This is a genomic window from Luteimonas terrae, assembly GCF_031457535.1.
GTDB lineage: Bacteria > Pseudomonadota > Gammaproteobacteria > Xanthomonadales > Xanthomonadaceae > Luteimonas > Luteimonas terrae_A.
The window spans coordinates 54,095-80,965 of the sequence record NZ_JAVDWO010000014.1; the positions used below are offsets into that span (position 1 = coordinate 54,095).

At 67.5% G+C, this 26,871-nt stretch carries 16 protein-coding genes; 6 read left to right on the forward strand and 10 right to left on the reverse strand.

Features of this window, described 5'->3' with window-relative positions:
* Positions 1-13: 13 nt before the first annotated feature.
* The gene (locus J2W68_RS15165; RefSeq protein WP_310237409.1) at positions 14-1,006 is read right to left on the reverse strand and encodes a TRAP transporter substrate-binding protein; all 993 of its coding nucleotides are present in this window, start codon (positions 1,004-1,006) and stop codon (positions 14-16) included.
* Positions 1,003-1,857: a 2-keto-4-pentenoate hydratase gene (locus tag J2W68_RS15170; RefSeq protein WP_430539748.1), complete on the reverse strand. Its 855-nt coding sequence runs from the start codon at positions 1,855-1,857 to the stop codon at positions 1,003-1,005. The genes J2W68_RS15165 and J2W68_RS15170 overlap by 4 nt, the downstream gene beginning before the upstream one ends.
* Before the next feature lie 141 nt (positions 1,858-1,998).
* Between J2W68_RS15170 and J2W68_RS15175 the strand changes: the two genes are divergently transcribed.
* The 4 genes from J2W68_RS15175 to J2W68_RS15190 are packed head-to-tail and all read left to right on the forward strand — an operon-like array spanning position 1,999 to position 6,565.
* Positions 1,999-2,952, forward strand: a complete 954-nt coding sequence (locus J2W68_RS15175) for an alpha/beta hydrolase (protein ID WP_310237412.1) — start codon at positions 1,999-2,001, stop codon at positions 2,950-2,952.
* Positions 2,949-4,556 (forward strand): carboxylesterase/lipase family protein, encoded by a 1,608-nt coding sequence (locus tag J2W68_RS15180; RefSeq protein ID WP_310237414.1) that lies wholly within the window; start codon positions 2,949-2,951, stop codon positions 4,554-4,556. The genes J2W68_RS15175 and J2W68_RS15180 overlap by 4 nt, the downstream gene beginning before the upstream one ends.
* Positions 4,557-4,615: 59 nt before the next feature.
* Positions 4,616-5,626 (forward strand): glycoside hydrolase family 43 protein, encoded by a 1,011-nt coding sequence (locus J2W68_RS15185; RefSeq protein ID WP_310237536.1) that lies wholly within the window; start codon positions 4,616-4,618, stop codon positions 5,624-5,626.
* 45 nt (positions 5,627-5,671) lie between these two features.
* Positions 5,672-6,565, forward strand: coding sequence for a rhamnogalacturonan acetylesterase (locus J2W68_RS15190; protein WP_430539749.1), 894 nt, complete (start codon positions 5,672-5,674; stop codon positions 6,563-6,565).
* A gap of 362 nt (positions 6,566-6,927) precedes the next feature.
* Here the strand turns inward: J2W68_RS15190 and J2W68_RS15195 are convergent, their stop codons facing one another.
* The 6 genes from J2W68_RS15195 to J2W68_RS15220 form a co-directional block, all read right to left on the reverse strand.
* Positions 6,928-8,658, reverse strand: a complete 1,731-nt coding sequence (locus tag J2W68_RS15195) for a glycoside hydrolase family 43 protein (RefSeq protein WP_310237417.1) — start codon at positions 8,656-8,658, stop codon at positions 6,928-6,930.
* Positions 8,658-12,473, reverse strand: coding sequence for a LamG-like jellyroll fold domain-containing protein (locus J2W68_RS15200; RefSeq protein WP_310237540.1), 3,816 nt, complete (start codon positions 12,471-12,473; stop codon positions 8,658-8,660). The genes J2W68_RS15195 and J2W68_RS15200 overlap by 1 nt, the downstream gene beginning before the upstream one ends.
* 55 nt (positions 12,474-12,528) lie before the next feature.
* Positions 12,529-13,590, reverse strand: a complete 1,062-nt coding sequence (pelA, locus tag J2W68_RS15205) for a pectate lyase (RefSeq protein WP_310237420.1) — start codon at positions 13,588-13,590, stop codon at positions 12,529-12,531.
* Positions 13,587-14,486 (reverse strand): pectinesterase family protein, encoded by a 900-nt coding sequence (locus tag J2W68_RS15210; protein ID WP_310237424.1) that lies wholly within the window; start codon positions 14,484-14,486, stop codon positions 13,587-13,589. Before J2W68_RS15210 ends, pelA begins: the two co-directional genes overlap by 4 nt.
* A 76-nt stretch (positions 14,487-14,562) precedes the next feature.
* Complete coding sequence (locus J2W68_RS15215; protein ID WP_310237427.1) at positions 14,563-17,697, reverse strand: TonB-dependent receptor; 3,135 nt, start codon at positions 17,695-17,697, stop codon at positions 14,563-14,565.
* A gap of 277 nt (positions 17,698-17,974) precedes the next feature.
* Positions 17,975-20,761 carry a TonB-dependent receptor gene (locus J2W68_RS15220; RefSeq protein WP_310237429.1) on the reverse strand — a complete coding sequence of 929 codons (2,787 nt, stop codon included), beginning with the start codon at positions 20,759-20,761 and terminating at the stop codon, positions 17,975-17,977.
* A 192-nt stretch (positions 20,762-20,953) separates the two neighbouring features.
* Between J2W68_RS15220 and J2W68_RS15225 the strand changes: the two genes are divergently transcribed.
* The gene (locus tag J2W68_RS15225) at positions 20,954-21,982 is read left to right on the forward strand and encodes a sugar kinase (protein WP_310237435.1); all 1,029 of its coding nucleotides are present in this window, start codon (positions 20,954-20,956) and stop codon (positions 21,980-21,982) included.
* A gap of 71 nt (positions 21,983-22,053) precedes the next feature.
* On the opposite strand, the gene sppA is transcribed toward J2W68_RS15225, so the two are convergent.
* Positions 22,054-23,949, reverse strand: coding sequence for a signal peptide peptidase SppA (gene sppA / locus J2W68_RS15230; RefSeq protein WP_310237438.1), 1,896 nt, complete (start codon positions 23,947-23,949; stop codon positions 22,054-22,056).
* Between the two features lie 117 nt (positions 23,950-24,066).
* The gene (locus J2W68_RS15235) at positions 24,067-25,446 is read right to left on the reverse strand and encodes an MATE family efflux transporter (protein WP_310237441.1); all 1,380 of its coding nucleotides are present in this window, start codon (positions 25,444-25,446) and stop codon (positions 24,067-24,069) included.
* Between the two features lie 177 nt (positions 25,447-25,623).
* Between J2W68_RS15235 and J2W68_RS15240 the strand changes: the two genes are divergently transcribed.
* Positions 25,624-26,787, forward strand: coding sequence for a DUF3667 domain-containing protein (locus J2W68_RS15240; protein ID WP_310237442.1), 1,164 nt, complete (start codon positions 25,624-25,626; stop codon positions 26,785-26,787).
* Positions 26,788-26,871 lie beyond the last annotated feature (84 nt).

The following is a 26,871-nucleotide window of genomic DNA, read 5'->3' on the forward strand; positions in this document are numbered from 1 at the left end:
GGATCCTGGCGGATCAGGCGAGGTCGCGGATGCGACGGTAGAGGGCCTGCAGATCCGGCTGCTGCAGATAGCGATCGCGGATCGGCTGCGCCGCGGTGCGGAAGGCGTCCATGTCGACATCGTTGAACGCGATGCCGTAGTCCGCCACCGACTGTCGGGCGGCCCCTTCGGACTCGTCCCACAGTCCGCGCATCACCGGGACCGATGCACGCGCGGTGTCGATCAGCAGGTCACGGTCCCCTGGACGCAACGCATCCAGCGAGCGCCGCGAGATCAACAGGATGTCGGGTGCATACGAGTGGTCACTCTGCGACCAGTAGCGCGCGGCCTCGAAATGACGGCTGGAATGGAAGCTGCGCATGTTGTTCTCGGCCCCGTCGATCATGTTCGTCTCCATGCCGGAGAACGTGTCACCGAGCGACATCGGCGTCGGGTTGGCGCCGAGCAACCGCACCAGATCGATGAACATGTCCGAGGCGGCGACACGCAGCTTCAGTCCGTGCAGATCTTTCGGCGTCACGATCGGATGGCGCGTGTTGTAGAAGCAGCGCGCGCCACTGTCGTAGACCGCCAGGCCGACGAGATCGCGGGTGCCGAAGCCGTCGAGCACGGTCTGCGCCACGCCGCTGTCGAGCGCATGGCGCATGTGCGCAACGGAATCGAACGCGTACGGCAGGCACAGCGCGGTGGTCAGCGGAAACGCATTGTTGAGCGCACCGGCATAGACCCGGGTCATGTCAATCGCGCCGAAGCGCGCCATGTCGATCGCTTCCGACTCGCGGCCCAGCTGGCCCGAGTGGTACTGGCGCAGGCGCACGCGGCCGCCGGTCTCACGCGCCATCGTCTCGCCGATCCACTGCACCGCCTCGACGGTGGGGTAGTTGGCGACGTGGACGTCGGTGGCGGTCAGCACCGTGCTCGCCTCGTCGGCACGCAACACGGACGGCAGCAACGGCGCGGCGCAGGCCGCGCCGAATCCGGCGAGGAAGGCGCGCCGCGTCGTCATGCCGCGCTCTCCTCCGTCTGCGGTGTCGCCGCGCGCGCGGTGAGCACCAGCTCGCCGTGTCCCGGGAACACCACGCGGGCCAGCTGACCCGGCAGGATGTCGTGGATACCGGTGGCATTGCCGGTCGCGATCAGCTCGCCAGCCTTCAGCGGACGGCCGCGACGTGCCGAGCGCGAGAGCGCGAACGCGAACGCCGCGCGCAGACCGCCGGGCAGCGTGGTGGCACCACCGGTGCCCACGCGCGCGTCGTCGATCCAGCTCTCCGCGGTCAGCGTGGCCTCGTCGAGCGTCGTCCAGTCCGCGATCTCGCCGCCGACGATCAGACCATTGTTGTTGCCGAAATCCGACACGACCACGCGTGGGCCGAGCTGGTTGATCGTCGCCAGCGGACTGCTCGCGACTTCCATTCCGACGAACAGCGTCGACGGCAGCGCCGCCGCCTCGTCCGGCGTCCAGTCGATCTTGTCCACCGGTGCGTCAGCATCAAGACGCAGCACGAACTCGGCCTCGATTGCGCCGAATCCGCCCTCGAAGACGTGGAACTCGGTGGCGGCGTCCGCGCGTTGCAGTCGGTTGCGGAAGACCGGTCCGAGCAGGCGCTCGTCGCCGGATGCATCGCGCTTTTCCGGGACGATATAGCCGACCTTCCAGCCGACCAGGGTGTCGGGCCACTGCGCGATCGCAGCGTCCTGCACTGCATAGGCGGCGACGAGATCGTCGGGGATGTCACCGGGGAAACCGGGCAGCGAGTGCCCGTTCCTGCGTGCGTCGAGGAACGCGTCGACGATGCCGCGGGTGGCGTCGCTCGGCGTCGGATTCGACGTCGGCAGATGCGCGGAGGCGTTGTTCAAGCGGGTTGCTCCTGGCCTGGGTCCGTTTGCTGCACCGCAGATCGCGATGCCTGGGGGTGTCTTGTATGGTAAACCGGTGTCATCTTCAATGTGCACTGCGGCAAAAACACGAAGACGCGATAGGAAGACGGGATAATTGCAATGCGAATCTGGGGAATTGCAGTGCTTTTCGGCAGTTTTCTGCTCGCGCTGTCCGCGGCTGCCGATGCTGCACCTGCACGCGACGATGCGGTGCCGACGCTCACGCTGTGGCCGGCAGACGCGGGCGCGCCGAAGGGGCGGATCACCGAGCGCAGCGATGACCCCACCGCGCCGGACCGCATCATCGAAGAAGTCCGCGCGCCTTATCTCGCCATCTACACGCCCGCGCGCCCGAACGGCACCGCGTTGCTGGTGACGCCGGGCGGCGGATACGCGCGCATCGTGCTGGACAAGGAAGGCACCGCCCTGGTGCCCGCGTTCGTCGACGCAGCTGGCATCACCCTGTTCGTACTGCGCTATCGACTGCCGGACCGTACACATGCCGAAGGCGCGGATGCGCCATTGGCGGATGCACAACGTGCGATGCGGCTGATCCGCGCGCACGCGACCGACTACGGAATCGATCCGGCGCGTGTCGGTGTGATGGGTTTCTCCGCCGGTGGCCACGTCGCCGCGCGGCTCGCCACCACGCCGGAGGCCGTCTATCCCGCTGTCGACGCGGCGGATACGCAGCCCGGGCGTCCCGATTTCGCCCTGCTCGTCTATCCGGTGATCTCGATGCACACACCGCTGGCGCACCCCGGCTCACGGGCGGGTGTGCTGGCTGCGGATCACACGCCCGATGCCGACACGCTGGAACGCTTCTCACCCGATCTGCATGTCGACGGCCGCACCCCCCCGCTGTTCCTGTTGCATGCGCAGGACGACGAGGTCGTGCCGGTCGGCAATACACTGGCCATGCATGCCGCCGCATTGCACGCGGGCGTGCCGGCATCGCTGCATATCTTTCCGCACGGCGGGCACGGATTCGGCACCCGCGGTGCCACCGGCGCCCTCGCCCGCTGGCCGCAGCTGGCCATCGACTGGATCCAGGAACAGACGCCCACGCCATGACCGACACACCTACCGATCCCGGCCGCCGCCACTGGCTGCGTGTCGGCGCTGGCGCCGCGGCGCTGACCGCGTTGCCCGGCGTCTTTGCCGCCGATCCTGCGCCGCGCACGACCGTCGCGCGCGTGCGCAGCGGACGCATCGGCGGCAGCATCGAGCAGGGGGTGCATGTCTTCCGGGGCATTCCATATGGCGCCGATACCACGCTGCGGCGTTGGCAACCTGCGTTGCGGGAAACCGCCTGGCGCGGCGTGCGTGATGCGTTCGAGTACGGGCCTTCTGCGCCGCAGCGCGGCAGCGAGGGCCCCGGCAGCGAGGACTGCCTGCGCCTCAACGTCTGGACGCCCGCGCTGCGGGACGGCGCGAAGCGCCCGGTACTGGTCTACATCCACGGCGGCGGTTTCAACACCGGCTCGGGCAGCGACCCGCTCTACGACGGCGGCGCGCTGTGCCGCAGCGGCGACGTCGTGGTCGTGACCGTCAATCACCGGCTCAATGCGTTCGGCTATCTGCATCTGCGCGATCTCGGCGACGGGTCATTCGCGCACGCCGGCAACGTCGGCCAGCTCGATCTGGTGCAGGCGCTGGAATGGGTGAAAACGCATGCGGCCGAATTCGGCGGCGATTCCGCAAACGTCACCGTGTTCGGCCAGTCCGGCGGCGGCGCGAAGATCGCGACGCTGATGGCGATGCCGGCGGCGCGCGGCCTGTTCCACCGGGCCTGGACGATGAGCGGCCAGCAGGTCACCGCCGCCGGCCCGCGCGCCGCCACCCAGCGTGCGCAGATCTACCTCGATGCACTCGGCCTGCAGCCGGCAGAGATCGTCCGGCTGCGCACGCTGCCGATGCAGGCGCTGCTTGACGCGCAGACAGTGCGCGACCCCTCGCGCGTGGAAGAGAGCGCGCTCTACTTTGGACCGGTCGTGGACACGGTCAACCTGCCGCGGCATCCATTCTGGCCCGACGCGCCGCCGCAGTCGGCCGACATCCCGATGGTCATCGGCAACACCCGCGACGAGACCCGCGCATTCCTCGGCAACGATCCGCACAACTTCACGATGCACTGGGACGACCTGCCGGCGAACCTGCGCACGCAGCAGTTCGTCGATCTCGACCCGGCCGTCGTCGTGGCCGAGTACCGGCGCCTGTATCCGGACTACACACCCTCGGAGGTGTTCTTCGCGGCGACCACCGCCGGACGCTCGTGGCGTGGCGCGGTCGAGGAGCTCGAAGTACGCGCTGCACAGGGCACCAACACCTGGGCCTACCAGCTCGACTGGTATCCGCGTACCGAAGAAGGCGCGCGCATGCGCGCCTTCCACACGCTCGACATCCCGCTGGTGTTCGGCAACACCGGCGTCACCGGCGCGAAGACTGGCGACACGGTCGAAGCGCGCGCCGTGGCCGAAACGATGCGGGACGCACTGCTGGCCTTCGTGCGCAGCGGCGATCCCAACCATGCCGGCATGCCAATCTGGGCGCCGTACTCGATGGCGGCGCGCGAGACGATGGTGTTCGACGCCGCTGCGCGTCTCGAGAACGATCCACGCGGCGGTGAGCGCATGCTCTACCAGCAGGCACCCTTCATCCAGCGAGGTACGCAGTGAGCCCACACCATGCCGCAGTGACCCTCGCAGCCGTCGTACTGCTCGCCGGCTGCGCATCAATCGCGACCGACACGCCAGCAGCCGGCGCGACCACGTTCCGGCACGCACCGCTGGTCCGCGACCTGTTCATCGCCGATCCGTCCGCGCACGTGTTCGACGGTCGGATCTACGTCTACGGCTCGCACGATGTCGACGAGCCGGCGCGCGACGACGAGCCCGGCAGCGGCTTCGTGATGCGTGACTACCGCGTGCTGTCGATGGACCGCATCGGCGGACCGGTGACGGTGCATGCGCCCGGACTTCGGCTCGAAGACGTGCCGTGGGCCTCGATGCAGCTGTGGGCGCCTGATGCGACCGAGCACGACGGCCGCTACTACCTCTACTTCCCGGCGAAAGATGCTGAAGGCATTTTCCGCATCGGCGTCGCCACCGGCGACCGGCCCGAAGGTCCGTTCACCGCGCAGCCCGAGCCGATCGCGGGCAGCTACAGCATCGACCCGGCGGTGTTCGCCGACGCCGACGGCGCGCGCTACCTCTATTTCGGCGGCATCCATGGCGGCCAGCTGCAGCGCTGGGTATCGGGCCGCTACGACGCGTCCATGGGCATCACCGACCTGCAGCAGCCCGAGGCGCCCGCGCTGATGCCGCGCGTGGCCCGGCTGTCCGACGATCTGCTGTCCTTCGCCGAGACTCCGCGCGAGGTGATGCTGCTCGACGACGACGGTGCACTGCTGCGCGGCGGCGATCTCGACCGGCGCTTCTTCGAAGCGGCGTGGGTGCACAGGCACGACGGGCGTTACTACTTCACGTATTCGACCGGCGACACCCACACGATCGCCTATGCCACCGGCGACTCGCCATACGGGCCGTTCACGTATCGCGGCGTCGTGCTGGCGCCTGTGCAGGGCTGGACCACGCACCACTCGATCGTCGACGTCGATGGCCGCTGGTATTTGTTCTATCACGACACCGAGCTGTCGGACCGCACCCACCTGCGCAGCGCGAAGGTGGCCGAGCTTGTGCACGAGGCCGACGGCCGCATCCGCACCATCGATCCCTTCGTGCGTTGATATCCGCGCCCGACGCGCATCCACCCCGCTTTCGGAACCCAACCCATGCGCCATCCGCGCCTGCTCGCCCTCGCCCTGTCGGTGGCTTGTCCCGTCGCCGCCTTCGGCACGGACAATCCGATGCGCCCGCCGGTCACGCCGATCCAGGCCAGCAAGATCGTACTCGTCGGCGATTCCACGACCGCCGTGCAGGGCGGCTGGGGCGGCGCGTTCTGCGATCGCCACGTGGCCTCGTTTCTGGCCTGCGTGAATCTCGCCCGCGGTGGCCGCAGCACCTACAACTATCGCGCCGAGGGCTCGTGGGACATCGCGCTGCACGAGATGCGCACCGGGCCGTTCGACGCGGTGTATGTGCTCGTGCAGTTCGGCCACAACGATCAGCCGGGCAAGCCCGGCCGCTCGACCGATCTGACCACCGAATTCCCGAACAATCTGCGCCGCTATGTCGCCGAGATCCGCGCCGCCGGCGCGCACCCGGTCCTGGTGACACCGTTGACGCGCCGGCAGTTCGAGGACGGCCGCCTGCTCGACGATCTCGCGCCTTGGGCCGAGGCGACGCGTGCGGTCGCGCGCGAACTCGACGTGCCGCTGGTCGATCTGCACGCGCGCAGCCGGGACCTCGTGCAGGGCATGGGCCCGGTGCTCGCGATGCGCGCCGCACAGCGACCGGCAGCACCCGAACAGGTCGTCGCCGCGCAGGCGGGCACGACGATCGGCACGCCGCCCAGCGCCGCCACGGCAACAGCCGCGCCTCCGGGAGCAGCCGCGGCTGCCGCATCTGTTGCGCAGGACAACGCCGCGACCGAACCCATGGGCCAGGCCAAGCTCGCGTTCGACTACACGCATCTCGGCCCGGAAGGCGCCGCGCTGTTCGCCGCGATCGTTGCAGACGAACTCGCGCAGCAGGTGCCGGCGCTGCGACGGCATCTGATTCCGTGAGCGGACGCGCATGCGTCGGCCGCTGACCGCTCTTCTGTAGGAGCGCGCTCGCGCGCGAACGGAGCGTTACGGGGACGCCGCATCGCGCGCAAGCGCGCTCCTACGGATGCCGATTGCGGCCGTGTCGCGCGCCCGACCTGCACCGCATTGAGTGTCTGCATGACCGTGTGCATCAGGCAGACCGGGATGCCACATCGCGAGAGGCGCGCGCAATGCAGCCGTAGGCGCAGGACACACGTCGGCTGCCGATCCCACTCGCTGTAGGCGCGCGCTCGCGCGCGAACAGAGCCTCACCGGCAACGCCCCATCGCGCGCGAGCGCGCGCCTACAGGCCCGGGCGGTCGCCTCTGCGCGCCTGATCCCTAGCGGACCTCGAAGTCGTCGAAGTCCGCGTACCCGACCCGTGTCGCGGTGAACGACGGCGTGCCGGCCGGACTCTGCGCGAACAGGCCCAGTTGCGATCCCACCCAGCGACCAGGCAGGACATCCACGGGTGTGCCGAGCGCGGTCCAGGTGTCGCCGTCGAGGCTGTAGTGGAACTGTGCGCGCGCGTGATACGCGCGCTCCATCGACGGCCAGTAACGCGTGGGATCCGACGGCGGCGCGACTGCAACCTCGACTGGCCCGACATCGACGCGCAGATGCACAGGCCCGTCGATCGCGACATCGGCAGTGACACTGCGCGCTTCGCCCTGGCCCGCCGCGTCCTCACGCGTGACCTGCACGAGGCGCACGCCGTCCGCGGTGTGCTCGAGTCCGATCCAGCCGTAGGCCGCGCCGAACAGCGTCAGGCCCGCGCGCTCGCCGAGCGCGACCGGTGCGAAGTCCAGCGTCGTCGTCGCGCTGAAGGTCATGCCCGGCAGCTTCTGCGACAGCACGTGCCCGGCTTCCCACAGATTGGCAGGCGACGACGCCGACTTCAGCCGCAGCACTCCTTTGGCCGATGCATCGTGCCAGTCGCTCGCCGGGTTCGATTGCCACTGCCAGCCCAGATGAAAGCCGTCGTCGAAGCTGTCGTCGACGACTGGCGCACCCGCCATCTGCGGCGGCAACGCCGGCTTGGCATGCTTCAGCACCGGTTGTCCACGATGCGTGCCCGGCTGCGGCGTACCGATCAGCGGCCAGCCGTCGTCGTTCCAGGTCATCGGCTGCAGATGGACGCGGCGCCCGTACGAATCCGCATCGGAGAAATGCACGAACCAGTGTTCGCCCTGCGGTGTGTCGACCCAGCCGCCCTGGTGCGGACCGTTGACCGGCGTGTCGCCCTGGTCGAGCACGTTGCGCGCCTCGTAGGGCCCGGCGATCTCGCGCGCGCGGAAGACGCCCTGCCAGCCGCCCTTGACTCCGCCCGACGGCGCAAACAGCCAGTACCAGCCGTCGCGCTTGTAGAGCTTGCCGCCTTCGATGACGACCCAGGTTTTCGGCCCGTCCGAGGTCCCGACCTGCGCCAGCGTGTCGCCGTCGACGATGACGCGTTCCTCGCCGACCGCGCGCGTGCCGCTGGCATCGAGGCGCTTGAGCGCGACGAGATTGATCTTGCCCGAGCGTGATTTCGCATACGAATAGACGATCCAGCCCTGGCCGTCGTCATCCCAGAACGGCGCCGGATCGATCGCGCCGCCGGGATTGTCGACCAGAATCGGATCGCTCCACGGCCCGGCCGGATCGGTCGCGGTCACGGTGTAGATGCCGAAATCCGGGTCCCCCCAGAAGATGCGGAACAGGCCGTCGTGATGGCGGATCGCCGGTGCCCACACGCCCCCGCCGCGACGCGGCACATCGTGGTGCGCCTGTGGCAGGCGGGTCAGCGCATGGCCGATCAGCGTCCAGTTCACCAGGTCGCGCGAATGCAGCACCGGCAGGCCGGGCACGTTCGCGAAACTCGATGCGGTGAGGTAGTAATCCTCGCCGACCCGGACGATGTCCGGATCGGAGTAGTCGCCGGCCAGGATCGGATTGGCGTAAGTGCCGTCGCCCTGGTCCGGACTCCACACGCCGGGCGCCATCGGCGGCTGGGCGATGGCCGGCGCCGCGCAGGCACCGGCGATCGCGCCCGCCAGCAGCGCGGCCCGAAGACCGCGGGCCGCCCGCATCAACGCACCTCGGCGATGTTGTTGAGTCGCGTCACTTCCTCGCTATCGCCCGGCAGCGCGATGCGCACGCGTCCGCCGCGCGGATCGACACCGGCTGCGTGCTCGAGACGCAGCGTCGCGTTGCGCGGGCGCAGATCGCGTGGCGCTTCGAGTGCGGGAATGTCGGCGCGGGCGAGCTCGCGGCCCCGCGCGTCCTCGAGGATCGCGACGCCACCCGGCGCATCGGCATGACCGAGGCTGTGTACGGTCACTTCGACCGCCCCGTCGACCGCGCGCACGTCGCCACGACCGATACCGATATCCGCGCGCATCTCGACCGGCGTGCCGGCTTCGATCAGTTCGAACTCGAACACCTGCGTCTGGCCGGACGCGAACGCCAGCTCCACCGATGCGCTCGATTCCAGCATCACCTCGCGCGTCTGCGCGCGGCCGTCGATGGTCTCGTCGCCGTTGCGGTCCACACCACTGGTGATGCGCCAGCGGCCGGGCGCGACGTTCCAGCCGGTCATCGCCGCGTTGGCGGTGCGCGCGCCGGTGTTGTGCGCGATCACCTTGAACGCCTCGCGCGACGGCGCCGACACCAGCAACGCGACCGTTTCGGCCTGCGCGTCATCCGTGAAGCGCCAGCTCACCGTGTGGCCGGGATACGTGGTATTGCGACGCAGGGCCAGACCACCGAGGCGCGCACGCTGCAGGAACTCGCTGGGCGCATCGACGCGGTCCGACCACCAGTGGCCTTCGGTGTTCATGTATTCGCGCATCGCCTTGGCCTGGATGCCGTCGGCATGCAGGGCTTCGAGGTAGGCCTTGTCGCCTGTCTGCTGCCAGGCGAACACGCTCTGCACGCCGGTGTCGCCCTTGTCCGCCGACTGCTGCAGACGCGTACCCCAGTCCTCGCGCTTGCCGAGCACGTCGACGTAGTTCTCGGCCAGATTCGACAGGCCCGCTGGACCGCTGCGGTCCACGCGGTACTGCAACGGCTGCAGGTATTTGTCGTCACCCGTCCAGCGCCACGCGGCCCAGTACAGATGCATCGTGTCCGCGCCGCCGGAGCCGTCGAACAGATCGCCGCCGCGGCGCTCGCCGGTCGCCCAGTTGATCTCGTTCGGCAGCTGCCAGGCGCCCTTGTCGTCGGTATAGGCGTGGGCGAGATAGCCATCGGCGAGGCCGGTGATCATCGCGCGGCTGGTCGGGTCGGCATTGAACACGCCGAGCAGGAACGCCGGATGCAGCACCGGGAACGAGTACGGTTTCTGCCACTGCCAGCGCGGCTCGCGATAGACCTTGTTGCCGCCGAACCAGTTGCTCGAGAACAGCACGTGGCCCTGCGGGTTGCGCAGCACGATCTTCTCGTCGAGATCGCGCACGGTCTCCATCAGGCGCGTCATCGTCAGCGGGTCGCCCCAGTTGAGCAGATACATCGCGCTATTGGTGTTGATGCCTTCCTCGTAGGCATGCAGCTCGTCGGTCTCGATCGTCGACAGGCCGCCGACGAACATGTCGTTCTCGTAGGCGGCATCAGCGAGCGCGGTGATCGAGGCGTTGAGCTTGTCCGGCATCACGCCCATCAGCGCCAGGCCCGGCCACTGCTGCGACAGATCGCTGTCGTCGGAAATGCCGCCGCCGAAATCGCCGAATTCGACCTGGCGCTCGTCGATCCACCATTCGATGAAGCGGCGCACGGCCTTGAGATCCTCGAGCTGGCGGAACGCCCATAGCGGCACGCCGGCCGGCGCTTGCGGCTGCTCGAACGGCGGCAGGCCCTGGCTGTTGTAGCTCATGTAGTTCCAGTAGCGCCGGCCGAGTTCATGACCGGGATCCACCCGCAGCAGATCGCTGATGTCGGCATGCACGCGCTGGTAGAGGCGCTGGCGCTTGGACGTGGTGTGTTCCTCGACCAGGAAACCCCAGTTGTCGCGCACCTGGTTGAAGCGATCCGTGACGTGCTCGGCAATCGCCTGCTCGCGCGGCTTGTAGACCATGCGCACTTCGGCGCCGTCGAGTGCGGCGCCATCGAAGCCGGGCGCCGCCGAGGCGATGCTGATCCACAGGCTGTCGTCGGTGAGGATGCGGTCACGCAGGTCCAGCCACAGCGTGCGCTTCTCGCCCGGCGTCACCGAGACCGACACGTCGATCATGTCGCGTGCCGGCCAGATCGGATCCTTGATGCGGATGTTGAGCGGAATGACCGCCACGCCGTCGACGCTGTGCGTCGCCGGCAGATCCAGTGCGGGAATGTCGATGGCGATGCCGTCGAGCCCGTCGTACATGTTTTCCCAACTGTGCGCCCAGCTGCGGATCAGCGGTTGCGCGGCCGGCGCGTTGCCGATGCCCGACGGCACCAGCACGTGCACGATGGGCTGCACCGCATCGCGGACCGGCGCTGTCTGCCGTTCGCGGAACGCCGCGCGGCCGGGCAGTGCCAGCACCATGCTGCGCTCTTCCGGCGCGTAGCGGCCTTCGATGAACCCGCGCAGGTCGGCGAGGTTGGTGTAGTCGATCTCGGCGTTGCTGCGGATCGTGTAAGCCTGCTTGACCGAGCCTTCCGGCTCGGCGGCATCGCTGACGTGGTAGGCCCAGATCTCCTGGATCGGGGTTTCCTGCGCGGTGTTGGCGAAGCGCAGATGCCCGCCCTGCTTCGTCTCGAAACTGTCGACGCTGCGCACCACGCCCTGCGGTCGCGCGAACAACGGCTGCAGCGCGTCGGCATCGGCGCCGTAGGTCGCTTCGCCGTAGGCGGCGCCACGGATCTCGACCCGGTTGACCGGCTCGTCGGGCAGGGTCAGATCCAGCGCCTTGCCGCCATCGACATAGGTGTCCCAGTCGGGCAGCTGGAAGTAGTCGTCACGCCCGCGCAGCCGCGAGCGGTTGTAGACGCCCGGCCATGTGGTTTCGGAGATGCCGTCGGTGGCTTTCCACATCCACTGCTTGAGATCCTTGGTATCGGCGAACTCGACCTTGCGGATCGACGTCACCGGCGCATCGAGCACCGGCGGCGCGGCACCGTTTCCCCAGCCGTGGCGGAACAGCCACGCGGCATGGCGATCGTTCGGCGCGACGGCGGCGGACGGTGCGCGGAAGCCGCGCACGGCCTGCACGCCGCTGGCATCGAGCATGCGGTCGTGCACGCGGATGTCGTCGAAATCGCTGCCGCGCAGGAAGTTATAACGGCTCTGTACCTGGTGCGGCGCAAGGATGCGCGCGGCCAGGCCGAACTGGTCCAGTCCGGCGTCGAAGTCGAAGCCCGCCTGCTGGTTCGCGGGACGTTCCTCGCGCGCGACTTCGCGGCCGTCGATATACAGACGCACGCCGACGGTCTCGTCCCAGGCGAACGCGATGTGGGTCCAGGCATCGGCGGCCGGCGGCGTGTCCATGCGGAACGACACGCGCGAGCGCGACAGGTTGGCGTCGGTGACGAAGGCATCGAAGCCTTCGCCGTTCCAGTCGATGCGCATCCACGCCATGTCCCAGCTGGAGTGGTCGGCATAACCGACGCGGAAGATCACGAACGGCGCCTCGCCGACCGGATCGCGCGAACGCCAGAAGAAGCTCAGCGTGCCGCGCGCGGCGTCGATGTTGCCGGGGGCGTTCCATGACAGCACACCGTCGTCGTCCCACTCGATCGCGCGCCCGCGGACGCCGTCATCGACCAGACGCACCTTGTCCTTGAAGTTCGGTACCGGATCGCCCGCCGCGGTATCGGCGACGAAATCCTGGTCGGCCGACACGTGGAACAGCAGGCGGGGCGTGTCGTCCGCATGGACAACGGCGGACAGACCCAGCGCACAGGCAACGGCCAGGACCCGCTTCGACATCTGGTTCAAATCATTCTCCTCGACAGCGACGCGTCGGCCGGAGCCGACGCGTGAATTACGGATTGTCGGCCTGACGGCCTTGCAGCGCATGGCGCCGGCGCCACTGGGGTAGATCCTTTTCAAGCAGCACCTGTGGCCAGACGCCGTACCAGGCGTAGCCGGTGCGGCGTTCGTCCGACATGTCAGCCAGCGACGCGACCACCGCGCCGCCACGATTGACCAGCAACGGCCGTTGCCGCTGCAGATCGTAGAAGCGCGCCCAGACCGTCGCGCCCGCTTGCGCGACGAGGCGGACATCGCGCGGACGCGATCCGTCGCGCCCGATGCGCTCGATCGCGGTGTTTTCCAGGTCGTGCGCCTCGAACCACGCCGCTGCGTTCTCGATCGCGTCGACGACACGCGGCGACGGCGGTTGTCGCATCAGCAGGCGCACGATCGCGACCGATTCCGCGCTCGCCAGCGACGGCAACTCGTAGCTACGCGCGGTCGCCGGCTGCAGCGTGGTCTCGTCGTACTGCGCCGCCCAGATCGTCGGCACGCCATCGATCTGCACCTGCAGGTCGAGGATGAGCGCGATCGCGCGTTCGACCGCGCCCGCCGCGGCGTCACCGCGCAGCGGCTGCAATGCCGCGACTGCACCCTTGCCCTCGGCGATGTCCTGCAACAGGTCGACGACCTGGGTCATCGCGTCGTCGTTGAACGTGACCTGGCCGCGATAGCCGGACCGGTCGGGATGGAACTGCGGCCAGCCGCCGTTTGCGTACTGCGCAGCGAGCAGATAATCGACACCACGCACTGCCGCGTCGCGATAGCGGTCTTCGCCGTGCGCGCGCCAGGCGTCCACCAGATGCAGAATCTCCCGCGTGGTCGCGTCGTTGTCGATCGTCGCGTCGTCGACGCGATCGCTCTGCGCGAGTGCGGCGCTCGCGGCGGTATCGAACGGCTTCGCGTAGTCGATCGCTTTGCCGTCGAGATGCTTGGGCCAGCCACCCGACGCGGTCTGCGCCTGCAACATGCGCTCGGCGACCGGATCCGCCCCGGCAGCGAATGCGGCGGTGCCCGCGACGAGGCCCGCCAGCAGCACGGCGCACTGCAACGCACGCATCGAACGTCTCATTCGAACGGCCTCCAGTCCTGCATCAGCGTGGCGGTATCGGGTCCTGCAGCGCTGTCGCGCAGCCACGGCACGCGGCCGTCGAGTGCACTGCCGGAGCCGGTGTTGTCGTGCTCGGCGAAGCGTGCGGTGGTCTGGTTGTCAGGCTTGCCCCAGTCATCCCAACCCGCGGCCGGCACCGGCGCGTCGATGCGGCAATGTTCGAAGCGCGTGGCGCCATGCGGTCGCCATGGGCGTCCGAGATACACGCGACTCACACCGGTCGCAGCGGTCAGCGTGCAGTCGCGGAACACAAAGCCTTGGGCCTGGTCCGCCGGTGTCGACGGCGCGGTGACGTAGCCATCGCCAACCGAATGCAGCACGCATCGTTCGAACAAGGCAGTCGCCGCGCCGAACACATAATCGACTGTCCCTTCGATGCGACAGTCGCGGAACCACACCCGCGTGCCGGCATTGCGCAGGTACAGCGTGTCCTGATGACCGAGCAGATGCACGTCGTCGAAGGACGCGCGCGTGCCGTCGACGACCAGCGCAACCGCCTGCCCGACCGGGCCGGCGTCGTTGGCGATCGTCAGTTTTTCAGCGTGGAAGTCATCGGCGCGCACGAACATCGTCGCCGAGCCGTAGGTGCCGAAACCTTGACCGGTGCGCGGGTCGATCCGGCTGGCGTGGTGATCGTGGACGATGCGGGTGTGCGCCGCGCCCGCGCCGATGAACCGCAACGCGGGTGCGCCCGGCGGCACGTCGACGACACCGCGCCAGGTGCCGGCCGCGATCCGGATCGTCGCGGCATCACCACCCGCGACGGCCGCATCGACGGCAGCCTGGACACTGGCGAACGCAGTGTCACCGGTCCCGACATCGAACACGCGCGCGGCTGTGGCGGCGGGCGCGAGCATCAGCAATGACAGTGCGAGGCAGACACGCCCCCGCCACCGTCGCCGGAGCGACGGCAGCGGGCGACGCAGGGAGGCCTCAGAAGCGATAGCGGGCACCGACGTAGTACTGGCGACCGGTCGTGGTGTAGCGGTCGGGCAGCATGAGGTCGGAGTCGACGTAGCGCTGGTCCTCGGTATCGAGCAGGTTGATCGCCTCGAGCGTCAGACTCAGCTTGTCGGTCACCGCGTAGGACATGTTGAAGTCCACATTGCGCACGCTGCGCTTTCCGGTCACGTCGGCGGTCGCGAACTCGTTGCCGTCGAGGTCGTAGACATTCTCCTGGCTCAGCACCTCGCCGATGTAGCCATCGCGGTAGCTGGTGGAAACGCGTGCGCTGAACTTGCCGTCGTCGTAATACAGCGTGGCGTTGTAGGAATTGGGCGACAGGTTGACCAGCTGGTTGTCGGTGACATTGGTGACAATCGTGGTGTTGCTGTTGGCAGCGGTGCTGAAGAAATACTCGATGTCGGAATCGACGTGCGTGTAGTTCATCTGCACACCGAAGTTCGACCAGAAACCCGACAGGAACGTGAAGGGCTGCTGGTAGCCCAGCTCCCAGCCCTTCAGCGGGCCACCCGGCGTGTTGTAGTAGCTCTGGACGTTGAAGATCGTGTCGGCGGTGAAACCCGGCGGCAGCAGATCCAGCGAGTAGCCGAGATCCGCCCAGTTGCTCAACAGACGCGTGCGCTGCACGTAGCTGTCGATGTCCTTGTAGAAAACCGCCGCCGACAACAGCGCGCCCTCACCGAAGTACCACTCGGCGCTGAGGTCGTAGTTGGTCGAGCGGAACGGATCGAGCTTCGGATTGCCGAGGTTGATCGAGTAGTAGCGGCCGTCGTCGAAGAAGTTGGACGGCCCACCGCTGACGCTTGGCGACATGTAGGTCAGCGTCGGACGCGCCATCGTCTTGGCCGCGCCGAAGCGGACGACGACGCTGTCGGCGACGTCCCAGGACAGGTTCAACGAGGGCAGCACGTCTGTGTAGTTGTGGTTGACCACGCTTTCGATCAGCAGGCGTTCGCCGGGATCCGAGGTCGCGCTCGCGACGCCGAGAAAGCTCTGGCAGTTGGCCTCGTTGCCTGCCGGGCATGGCGCCCAGCCCGAGGCGGTGATCTGGGTCTTGACTAGGCGCGCGCCGACATTGCCGCGCAACGCGCGACCCAGAAGATCGGTGTTGAAGTCGAGCTGGGCATACGTCGCCATCGTGCGCTCGTTGACGGCGAAGTTGTTGTTCGACGAACCGAAGTGGCCGATGCCGGCCAGCCGGTAGTCGCCGCCCAGCACGCCGTTGTCGGCATTGCTGTTGATGTTGAGCAGTTCCGAAATCCTGTCGAAATCCGGAATCAGCCACGAGCCGGGCACATTGCCCGACAGGTTCTTGCCGAAGCCGTCGAGCGTGGTGCTGAGGTCACCGACATCGATGCCGTCGGGCAGCGCCTGCGGCAGGCGTCCGTAGCTGATGTGCCGGTACTCCTCGCTGCGCATGTCGTAGTCCTTGTACGCCAGGCCCGTGCGGAAGGTGAAGGTCGGGTTGAGGTCGAACGACAGATCGACCTTCGCGGTATCGAACGCGTTCTCGACGTAGTTCGGATTGAGCCGCACTTCGCTGATGTTGCCGCCGCGCGCGGTGCCGTTGCTGTTGACCGGCACGCTGCCGTAGCCGAGCCAGGACCAGGCGTTCGGGTCACTGGCGTCGAACGGGAACGTCATGCTGGGCATGTTCGGGTTGTCGCGCATGTCGAGCACGAAGCCGTCGAGATTTGAGTTGTCGAAGCTGACCATCGAGAACACCGGACGCGAATAGTCAGACGTCGAGTGACCGATCGTGGCGTCGAGGCGCACGGCATCGTTGAAACGATGTTCAAGCTGCAGGCTGAACTGCTTGAACTCGGTGGACTCCTCGATCTGGCTCGATTCTGTGCGGAAGTCGACGTTGTCGAACACGCCGTACTGCAGGCGATTGCGGTCGTCGACCTGGGCCTCGCGCACGACGATCTGGGTCTTGCCACCGAGATTGCCGGTGCGGTGCAGGTTCGCGCCCAGCGAGTCTTCGCGCTGGTCCTTGTCGAGCTTGGAGTACATCGCGTCGAAGCTCAGCAGGGTGTCGTCACTGACCCGGAACTGCAGTGCGGCAGTGACGCCGAGCCGCTCGATCTCGTGCTTGGTGCGGATGTAGCGCGGATAACGCGGAATCCAGGCGTTTGTCGCCGTCTCGTAAGCGTCGATGTTGGCCTGTGAACCTTCCGGACGCGGAACGCCGGTGCCGCAGTTGTTGGCGTCGATACCCCAGGTGCCATACCCGTTGTTGCTGCTGGGATCTGTCAACTCGTTGCCGATCGGGTTACGCGGCGTTTGCGGGTCGTATCCAGCGGGCGAGCAGAAACCGTAGGTGCCGTTGTTGTTGGCGTTCGACTGGTTGGAATTGCGGTGGTTGCCGTGCTCCCAGCGGACCGGGTTGTAGCCTTCCTCGAAGATCGTGCGCTCGCTGTAGGACGCCGACAGCAGTGCGCCGACGCGGCCATCGGCCCAGGTGTTGCTGACCAGACCCGACACGCGCGGGTCGTTCTCCTCGGACAGCTCGTTGTAGCCCAGCTGACCGCTGGCGGATGCGCGGAAGCCGTCGAAATCGAAGGGACGCGCACCGCGCAGGTCGACCGTCGAGCCCAGCGAGCCTTCGTCCATCTGCGCCGACTGGGTCTTGTTGACCTTGACCTGACTGAAGAGCTCCGAGGCGAAGGTATTGAAGTCGAACCCGCGCGAGCGGTTGACGCCGGCGCTTCCGCTACCGGCGGTGGCCAGCGCTTCCAGACCGTTGAGACGCACGCGGGTGAAGTCGGACCCCAGACCGCGCACCGAGATGCGCTGGCCTTCGCCGCCTTCGCGGTCGATCGAGATGCCGGCGACGCGCTGCAGCGATTCGGCGAGATTTTGGTCGGGGAACTTGCCGATGTCCTCGGCAAAGATCGCATCGACCTGCTCGACGCTGTAGCGCTTTTCGTCGAGCGACTTCTGCAGGCTTTCGCGGTAGCCGGTGACAGTCACTGCGGCCATGTCGACGGCGCGTTCCTGCTCGGCGGACTGCTGCGCCATCACGGGCGACGACAAGGCGACCGCGATGCTCGCGGCAAGCAGGGTAACCGGTGTCTTCCGCCATTCACGGATACGATCCATTTGCGTGCTTCTCCCCGAAACGAATGTGGTGTGCTGTCTGCGGGAGGTCGCGCACGGCGCCTCCTCTGTTCGATGAATGACACCGATGGTCATCGAGGCGCGTACGCTAACAGCGCGTGCCGCGCGCGACATCTTGCAACGCAACAAGACGGCACCGGATGCGCGCTTTCGGATGCACGATTCCGTGTCTATGCCGTGGGCGTTGTGCGACGCGTATCGCGGGCAAAAAAAACCGGAGCGTCGCCGCTCCGGCTTCTTCTTTCTTCGCGCAAAACGATCAGAACTTGTAGCGCAGTCCCAGCAGATACTGGCGACCGGTCTCGCTGTAATCGAGCGGCAGACGAGAATCCGCGCCGACCCACGACGCTGACGGCTCGTTGGTCAGGTTGATGCCTTCGAGGCTCAACTCGATCTGGTCGCTGATCCGGTAGCGCAGCGACGCGTCGATTGTCGTGGTGCCGTCCTGGCCATGCACGTCTTCATTGAATCCCTGCTCGGTGCCGGGTACTTGCAGCAGATAGTCGTCACGATTGGTTGCCGAGACGCGGCCCGAGAACACCGGACCTTCGTAGTACAGCGTCGCATTCCACGCGTGCTTCGACAGGCCGACGAGGTCGGTCTCCAGCGAGCTGGCGCCCGACGGCAGCACGTACTGGATCTGGGAATCGACATAGGTGTAGTTGAGCTGCACGCCGAAATTGCTCCACGCACCCGACAGGAACGTGAAGGGCTGCGTGTAGTTCGCTTCGAAGCCCTTCAGTTCACCGCCCGGCGTGTTGAGCGGCACGCTGAAGACGAAGTCGTCGTTGACGGTCGCACCGGTGCCCTCGAGCAGGCTGGCCGGAAGCCCACTGGAGGCATAGCTGCGCACCTCACGGGTGGTCTGCACGAAGGTCTCAATGTCCTTCCAGAACAGGCCCAGGCCCAGCATCGCGCCTTCGTCGAAGTACCATTCGAAGCCGAGGTCGACGGTGTTGGCGCGGATCGGGTCGAGCGCGGGGTTACCGCCGCTGACCGTGCGCGCGCCGCCGCTGACGTTGACGGTGACGCCCGGCGTCAGGAAGCCGAGACCGGGCCGCGACATGACTTTGGCCGCGCCGAGCCGGACCAGGAAGTCCGGGCTCAGTTCGGCCACGAGGTTCATCGACGGTAGCGTGTCGCTGTATTCGCGCGTGACGGTCGACACCACCGGGCTGCCGCTGGCGGTCGCCGTGCCGGTCGAGGTCTGCTCGGTCTGCACGTAGCGCACGCCGAAGTTGCCGGAGAAGGGGATCGATCCCAGATCGGTCGAGAATTCGCCCTGCAGATAGATGCCACGATCCTTCTCTTCGACGCTGCGGCTGTTGAGTGCGCGCTCGTTGAGCGCGAACGCACCAGAGTTGCTGTAGATGTCGAAGAATTCGGCAATGCTGTTGTAGTTCGGCACGACCCACGTGCCCGGCGAGCCGTCGATGCCACTGAGATTGGCCTGGCCGGTCAGATCAATCGGCACGATGTAGCTGCCGTCGGCAAACGTCGGCACGCCTGTCAACGATTCCGTCGAACGACGCAGTTCGCGGGTGGAGAATGTGTAGTCCTTGGCCTGCACGCCGCCCTTGAGGCGGAAACCCGGGCTGAGATTCCAGTTGAAATCGAGCTGGGCGGTGTCGAACGAGTTCTCGACGTACTGCGGACGGATGCGGATTTCCGCGAGCGTCCAGCCGTTGGGATCAGTGGGATCGATGCCGTAATTCAGTACCGGCTTGTAGTGATCGCCACGGTAGTCGTAGCTGTAGCCGTCGACGTTGTTCTTGTCCATGATGATCGTGGTCTGGATCGGATTCTCATGCTCCGATGACGACGTGCCGATCTTGCCGGAGATCGTGAAGTCGTCGGTGACATCGAATTTGCCATCCAGTGTCAACTGCGTGAACACCGTATTCCATTCGTCGTGGCGGTTTTCCGAGCGGATGTCGACATTGTCGAACTCGCCGTAGACGAGCGCGCCGTTGCTGTCGACGACACCATCGCGCACGATCGTCTCCGGCTTACCTGTACCGCTGCGACTGAAGGAGATGGCCTCGATGTACTTCTCGTCGCGCACCGCGTCGATCTTCGAGTACAGACCATCGAGCGAGAGTTCGACGCGATCGGTCGGCTTGAACTGCAGCGACGCGGTGACGCCCGTGCGCTTCTGTTCGTGCTCCATCAGCGTGTAGCGCGGGAAGCGCGGGTGAAAGGTATCGGCGGAAAGCGCCGGGGTGTACGGCGAATCCGGACTGAAACCGCCGTTGCTCGGCCCGTTGGCCCAGCGCCCGCTGCCCGAGCCCTCCTCCAGCGCCTGGCGCTCGCTGTAGGCGACCGACAGCAACGCGCCGAACTTGCCATCAGCCCAGGTGTTGGCGATCAGGCCGGCGACACGCGGGTCGGCCTTGGCGGCCATGTCGCTGTAGCTCGCCTGCCCGCTGGCGACGACGGTCAGGCCGTCGTAGTCGAACGGGCGCGCGGTACGCAGGTCGACGGTCGCACCGAGCGAACCTTCTTCGACTTCCGCCGACGCGGTCTTGCGCACAATCAACTGCGAGAACAGGTCGGAGGCAAACACGTTGAAGTCGAAGCCGCGGCCGCGATTCGAACCGCCACTCTGGTCGGATGCGCCGACGGTGGTCAGCGCTTCCATGCCGTTGATGCGCACACGGGTGAAGTCCGGGCCCAGACCACGAACGGAGATTGCGCGACCTTCGCCCGCGTCACGGGTGATCACCACGCCCGGAATGCGCTGCAGTGATTCGGCCAGATTGAGATCCGGAAACTTGCCGATGTCCTCGGCGACGATTGCGTCCACCACGCCTGCTTCGCCACGCTTGATGTCGAGCGCGCGCTCGACGCTGGCGCGATAGCCGACGACGCGCACGGCTTCCAGCTGCGTGGCATCACCGGTGGTGGCAGTCTCTTCGACACCGTCATCTGCGGTGCTGCCGGCGGTCTGCGCGAAGACGGGCATGGCCACCGCCTGCAGCGCAAGTGCGATACCCGCCGCCAGCAAGGTAACCGGTGTCTTTTTTGTACCGAAGAGCTGCGTCATGTCATTCCCCTCCCAGGGTGCGAAGCGGTCTCGGCGCGTCTTGACTGCATGGACGCGCTTGTTATGGTGATCGTCGGTGCCGGAATGACACCGCGGGCCAAACGCTAGCAGAGCGACTTCTGCAAAGCATGTTGCGCCGCCACATCCACCCCGCCCGCCCCCGCCGGGCCCGATCGAAAAGGCACCGCCGCGATGGGCAAACACATTCTTTGTTTTGGCGAGCTATTGCTGCGTCTGGGCGCTCCGGGGCGCGAATTGCTGCTGCAATCGCGGCATCTGGACGTTCACGTTGGCGGCGCCGAAACCAATGTCGCGGTCTCGCTTGCGTGTCTGGGCCATGACACCGCGCTGGCCGGCACAGTCGCCGCGAATGCGCTGGGTGATGCCGCTCTTGGCGAACTGCGCAGGCACGGCGTGGATGTCTCTCGGGTCATCCGCGCACCGGGGCGCATGGGGCTCTACTTCTTCGCCGCCGGCGCCGGACTGCGCCCCAGCGACGTGGTCTATGACCGCGCCGATTCGGCGTTCGCGTGCGCCGCGCCGGAGGCCTACGACTGGCCGGCCCTGCTCGACGGTATCGACTGCCTGCACGTGTCCGGCGTGACGCCCGCGGTGGGGCCGAATGCGGCGGACGCGGCACTGGCGGCGGTCCGCGCCGCGCGCGCGCGCGGCACGACGGTTTCGTTCGACGGCAACTTCCGCCCAAAGCTGTGGGCGACCTGGAACGACACCCCGGCGCCGCTGCTGCGCGGCCTGCTGGCCGAGACCGACATCGCCTTCATCGATCACCGCGACATCGATCTCCTGCTTGGCACAGATGCATCGGAGACCGGCGAACACGCCAGTGCCGAGCGCACCCTGCAGGCGTCCGCACGGGCGTTCGCCGCGTTCCCGCATCTGCAACGCATCGCCTGCACCCAGCGCACGGTGCACAGCGTCGACCGGCATGCGCTCGGTGCGCTGTTGGTCGGTCGTGACGGCAGCGCGCAGCGCATCGATGCGCTGCCGGTCGATGGCATCGTCGACCGGATCGGCGGCGGCGATGCGTTCGCTGCCGGCGTGCTGCATGGCGTGCTGTCGGGGCTGGACGACGCGCGCACGCTCGCATTCGGTCTTGCGGCGGCGCGGCTCAAACACAGCGTGCCGGGCGACTTCAATCTGGTCGGCGTCGCCGACGTGGACGCACTGGTCGACAGCGCGCGGCTCGACGTACGCCGCTGAGCGGGTTGCGACAGACCAACGTAAACGGCCCGCCATTGGCGGGCCGTTTGCGTTTCAGAACCTGCGCGGCGTCAGAGCTCGCAGAAGCAGTACGCGACCGCCTTGACCGGGCGACCCGGCTGCGGGGTGATCACGCTTTCGAGCAACTGCAGGTCCTGTTCGGCACGCGGTACCACGCGGGCCAGCAGGCCACGGGCGATGTCGCTGTGGCCGACCAGCGCGCCGCCGAGACGGCCGCTGACAAAACCGGTCAGGAAACGTCCGAACGGCGTCGCAGTCTTCTCGACATACCGCGTGCGCCACTTGCCCTCTTCCAGGCCGCCGAGTTCCGCGGCCTTGGCAATCGCGGTGCGCAGGCCACCGAGTTCGTCGACCAGACCACGATCGAGTGCCTGGGTGCCGCTCCACACGCGACCGCGCGCGACGGTATCGATCTCCTCCGCGCTGCGACCACGCGCCTCGCCGACCTTACCGATGAAGTTGCGGTAGCCGCGGTCGATGATCGCCTGGATCGCCTGACCGGCCTCGGGCTGCAGGTCGCGGGTCAGATCGAACGCACCGGCGAAGGGGGTCGTGCCGACACCGTCGGTCCGCACGCCGATCTTCTCCAGCGTGCGCGGGAAGGTCGGCACCAGCGCGAAAATGCCGATCGAGCCGGTGATCGTCGAGGCATCGGCGTAGATGCGATCGGCGTTCATGCTGATCCAGTAACCACCCGACGCGGCGACGTCGCCCATCGACACCACCACCGGCTTGCCGGCCGCCTTGAGCGCATCGACCTCGCGGCGGATCTGCTCGGAGGCGAACACTTCGCCGCCGCCCGAATCCACACGCAGCACCACCGACTTCACGTGCTCGTCCTCGAGCGCCTCGCGCAGCAGCGCCGAGGTCGACTCACCACCGATCGTGCCCGGCGGCTGCTCGCCGCCGGTGATGCCGCCCTCGGCCACGACCACCGCGACCTGGTCGCGACGATCCGCGGCCGAATTGGCCGGCGACACGTGCGCGAGGAAATCGCGCATCGACACCTGGCGGAACCCGCCCTCGGCGTCTTCGTCGGCGACGCCACGTTCGACCAGCAGGTCTTCGACCTCGCCACGCGTCTTCAGCCCGTCGACGAACTTCTGCGACAGCGCGTACTGTGCGAGATCGCCCTGCGCAGCTTCGATGCCCTGCGGCAGCGTGTCGACGCCGGCGTTGAGCGCCTCGGGCGTGGTGCCGCGCACCTTGGCGATGTCGGCGATGTGCCGCTGCCAGATGTCGTTCATCCAGTAGAGGTCGGCTTCCTTGGACTCCGGCGACGCGCCGTCGAGGATGTAGGGCTCGGCCGCCGACTTGTATTCGCCTACCTTGAACAGGTGTACGTCCACGCCGAGCTTGTCGGCCAGCGCCTCGCGGTAGTACTGGCGGTAGCCGGCGAGGCCTTCGAGCATCATGCCGCCTTCGGGATCGAGGTAGACCTCGTCGGCCTGCGCGGCGAGCAGATACTGCTGCTGGCCGAAATACTCGCCGAACGCGACGACCTGCTTGCCGGCCGCGCGCACCTCGCTGATGGCGTCCGCCACTTCGCGCATCGACGCGTACCCGGAGAAGGTCATGCGATCGGTGCGCAGCAGCACGCGCTCGATCCGGTCGTCGGTCTTCGCCGCTTCCAGCGCGCGCAGCATGTCACGCAGCTGCACCTCACCCACGCCACTGCCGCTGTTCTCGGCCAGCGCGCGCATGAAGGGATCGGACTTGTACTGCTCGACCAGCGCGCCCTCGGGCGCGATGACCAGCGTGGTGCGGTCGAGCAGCGGCGACTGCCGCGAGCCGCCGCCGACGATGGCGATCAGCACCAGCAGCGCGAACAGGAACAACAGACCGAAGAACAGGACATTGAGGATCAACCGGCGGATGAAATTCATCCCGTCCCAGATGCCGACAATGAAGCGCGTCAGCGGCGCGCGTGGCTGCACAGTACTCATGCGTGAAACAGCTCCATCAGAAAAAGTGTCGGGGTCTGGCCGCCGGCAGCGGTGCGGCCATGGTCGATCCCAGGGCGCAGCCTACCGGGCGCGGCAGGTCAATGCATGCGCCGGTCGTCACTGTGCCGTCGGATCAACCGACGGCGCAGGCACGCGCCGGCTGCTGCGCAGGAAACGGGTGCCCAGCAGTACCGCGGCGACGGTCAATCCGGCGATCAGGCCGATCCACATGCCCTTCGGCCCCCAGCCCAGGCCGAGACCGAGCGTGGCGCCCAGCGCCATGCCCACGCCCCAGTAGGCGGCTGCGGCCAAGAACATCGGCACACGCGTGTCCTTAAGCCCACGCAGCGCGCCGGCCGACAGCGCCTGGATGCCGTCCGGGAACTGGAACGCGGCGGCATAGAGCAGCAGCGAGCCGGCGAGCGCGGCCACCGCGGCGTCCTCGGTATAGATGCCCACCACGTGGTCGTGGCCCAGTAACAGGAGCACGCCCGAGACCGTCTGCGTCATCAATACAAGCGTCAGACCCGCGAAGCCCGCGCGACGCACGCCGGCGCTGCCCAGACCGCGGCCGATCGCATTGCCCACGCGCACGGTGGTCGCCTCGGCCAGGCCGAAGGGCACCATGAAACACAGGGCGGCGACATTGATCGCGATCTGGTGCGCGGCCGCCTCGATCTCGCCGAGCCGGCCGATCAGCAGCGCGGTCACGACGAACAGGCTGCCTTCCATCGTCACCGTCACGCCGATCGGCAGGCCGGTGCGCAGCAGCGCGCGGATCTCCGCCCAGCGCGGCGGATCGAACCGGGTGAACAACTCGTAGCGGGCGAAGCGCTTCGACAGCGCCAGATACAGCGCGAATGCGATCGACTGCATCCACATCATGATCGCCGACGCGACCCCCAGGCCGCCGGCGCCGCTTTCGGGAAACGGGCCCCAGCCGAACGCGAGCGCATAGCCCATCGGCACCAGCACGGCGAGGCCACCGAAGCCGAACACCATCGTCGGCAACGTCCAGTGCAGGCCGTCGCTGAGATAGCGCATGCAGAAGTACAGCGTCAGCGCCGGCACGCCCCAGCGGATGCCGTGCAGGAACGCGGTCGCGCCCGGCACGATGTCCGGGGCGATGCCGAACGGCCCGAGCCCGGCGGCCAGCGCCGTCAGCAGTCCGAACAGCGCCAGGCCCAGCCCCGCCGCCAGCCACAACGCCTGGCGGAACAGCGGGCCGACTTCGGCGTGGCGGCCTTCACCGTCGAGCTGCGACACCGACGGCGGCACCGCCATCAGCGTGCCCATCGGCACCATCAGCGGCAGCCAGAAGATCGCCGTGCCCACCGCGACCGCCGCCAGGGTGGCGGTGCCGTGGTGGCCGGCGATGACGGAATCGACGAAGCCGATCAGGCCGGTGGCGACATGGCCGGCGACCAGCGGGGCCGCCAGAACGGCGGTGCGCCGCACTTCGTGACCGAAGGGCGGCGGCGTGATGATGGAAGACATGGGGCGACTCTGCGACTGCGGCCGCGCGTACGACGGATGCGTGCGCTGGCACCGGGGCGCGAAGGACGGGCATTCTACCGTCACCGCGCAGGGGAGCGACACGCGCGGCCCTCCACATCTGCCCTCTTTTTCCGTGTCCGCGGCTGCGCTGCGGCCTTGTCAGGAATCCGTCCGCGCATGTCCCACGCCGTCCTGCCGTCCGATGACACCCACCCGCCCGCATGCGAAAACTGCGCCACGCCCCTGCAGGGCGACTTCTGCCACGCCTGCGGCCAGTCCACCCACAGCCCGGTGCGCCACGTCGCGCATGCGGTGGAGGAAGTGTTCGAGTCCTTCTGGCACCTGGACGGGCGCATCTTCCGTACGGTGCGTGATCTGTTCGTGCCGGGGCGCATCGCCAGCCGGTATCTCGACGGCCAGCGCGTGCGCTATGTCGCCCCGATGCGGCTGTTCGTGATCCTGACGCTGCTGACGTTCTTCGTCGCGAAGTTCGTGGTGCAGGATGCGATGCAGAGTCTCGAACCGGGCCAGGTGCGCACCGACGACGTCGCTGTCGAGTTCTCGCAGGCGCGCACCGACGACGATGTGCGAGCGGTTCTCGACGCAGCGCTCGCAGGTATCGACGAGACGCGTCGCACCGTGGGCGCACTGCCTGGCGTATCGCCGCAGCTGGACATCGCCGAAACCCAGGTGCGCGCGCACGCGCGCAGTCGCCTTGCCGAGCTCGGGGCAGACGACGCATCGCCCGCAGCTGCGGAAACGATCGCAAATGCAACCTCGACGCCGGTCGACGCGCAGGGCGCGGCCGCGACAAAGCCCGCCGCCGACGGTGCCCGCACCACACCGCGCACGCCCCCGACCGTGGGCGGTCCGATCGGCGAACGCATCGAGCGCAACGTCATGCGCCTGCGCGACGAGCCGCAGCTCTACGCACGCGCGGTGCTCGGCGTCGCGCCGACCGCACTGTTCATCCTGGTGCCGCTGTTCGCGGTGCTACTCAAGCTGCTGTATCTCTTCCAGGGCCGCCTGTATCTCGAGCATGTCGTCGTCGGCCTCTACAGCCACGCGGCCCTGATGCTGGGCCTGCTGCTGGTGTTCTGCGGCGCGCTCGTGATCCCGTGGCTGGGCCTGCACGCGCTATGGGGCGCCGGCGCGGTCGTCGTACTGCAGAGCCTGCTGTTGTGGGCGATGCCCGTCTATCTGCTGCTGATGCAGAAACGCGTCTACGGCCAGTCGTGGCCATGGACACTGGTCAAGTTCGTGATCATCGGCGTGCTGTATTTCGCCCTGTTCCTCAGCGTGGCCATTCCGATGGCGGGGTATGCGCTGTACGCGCTGTAGCGCTCCCGGGCCAAGAAGACGGAGCGCTGGATAAGGTCGCGCCCAGCGCTTGATGCCGCGCGACGCCCCCACGGGTCGCGCCTG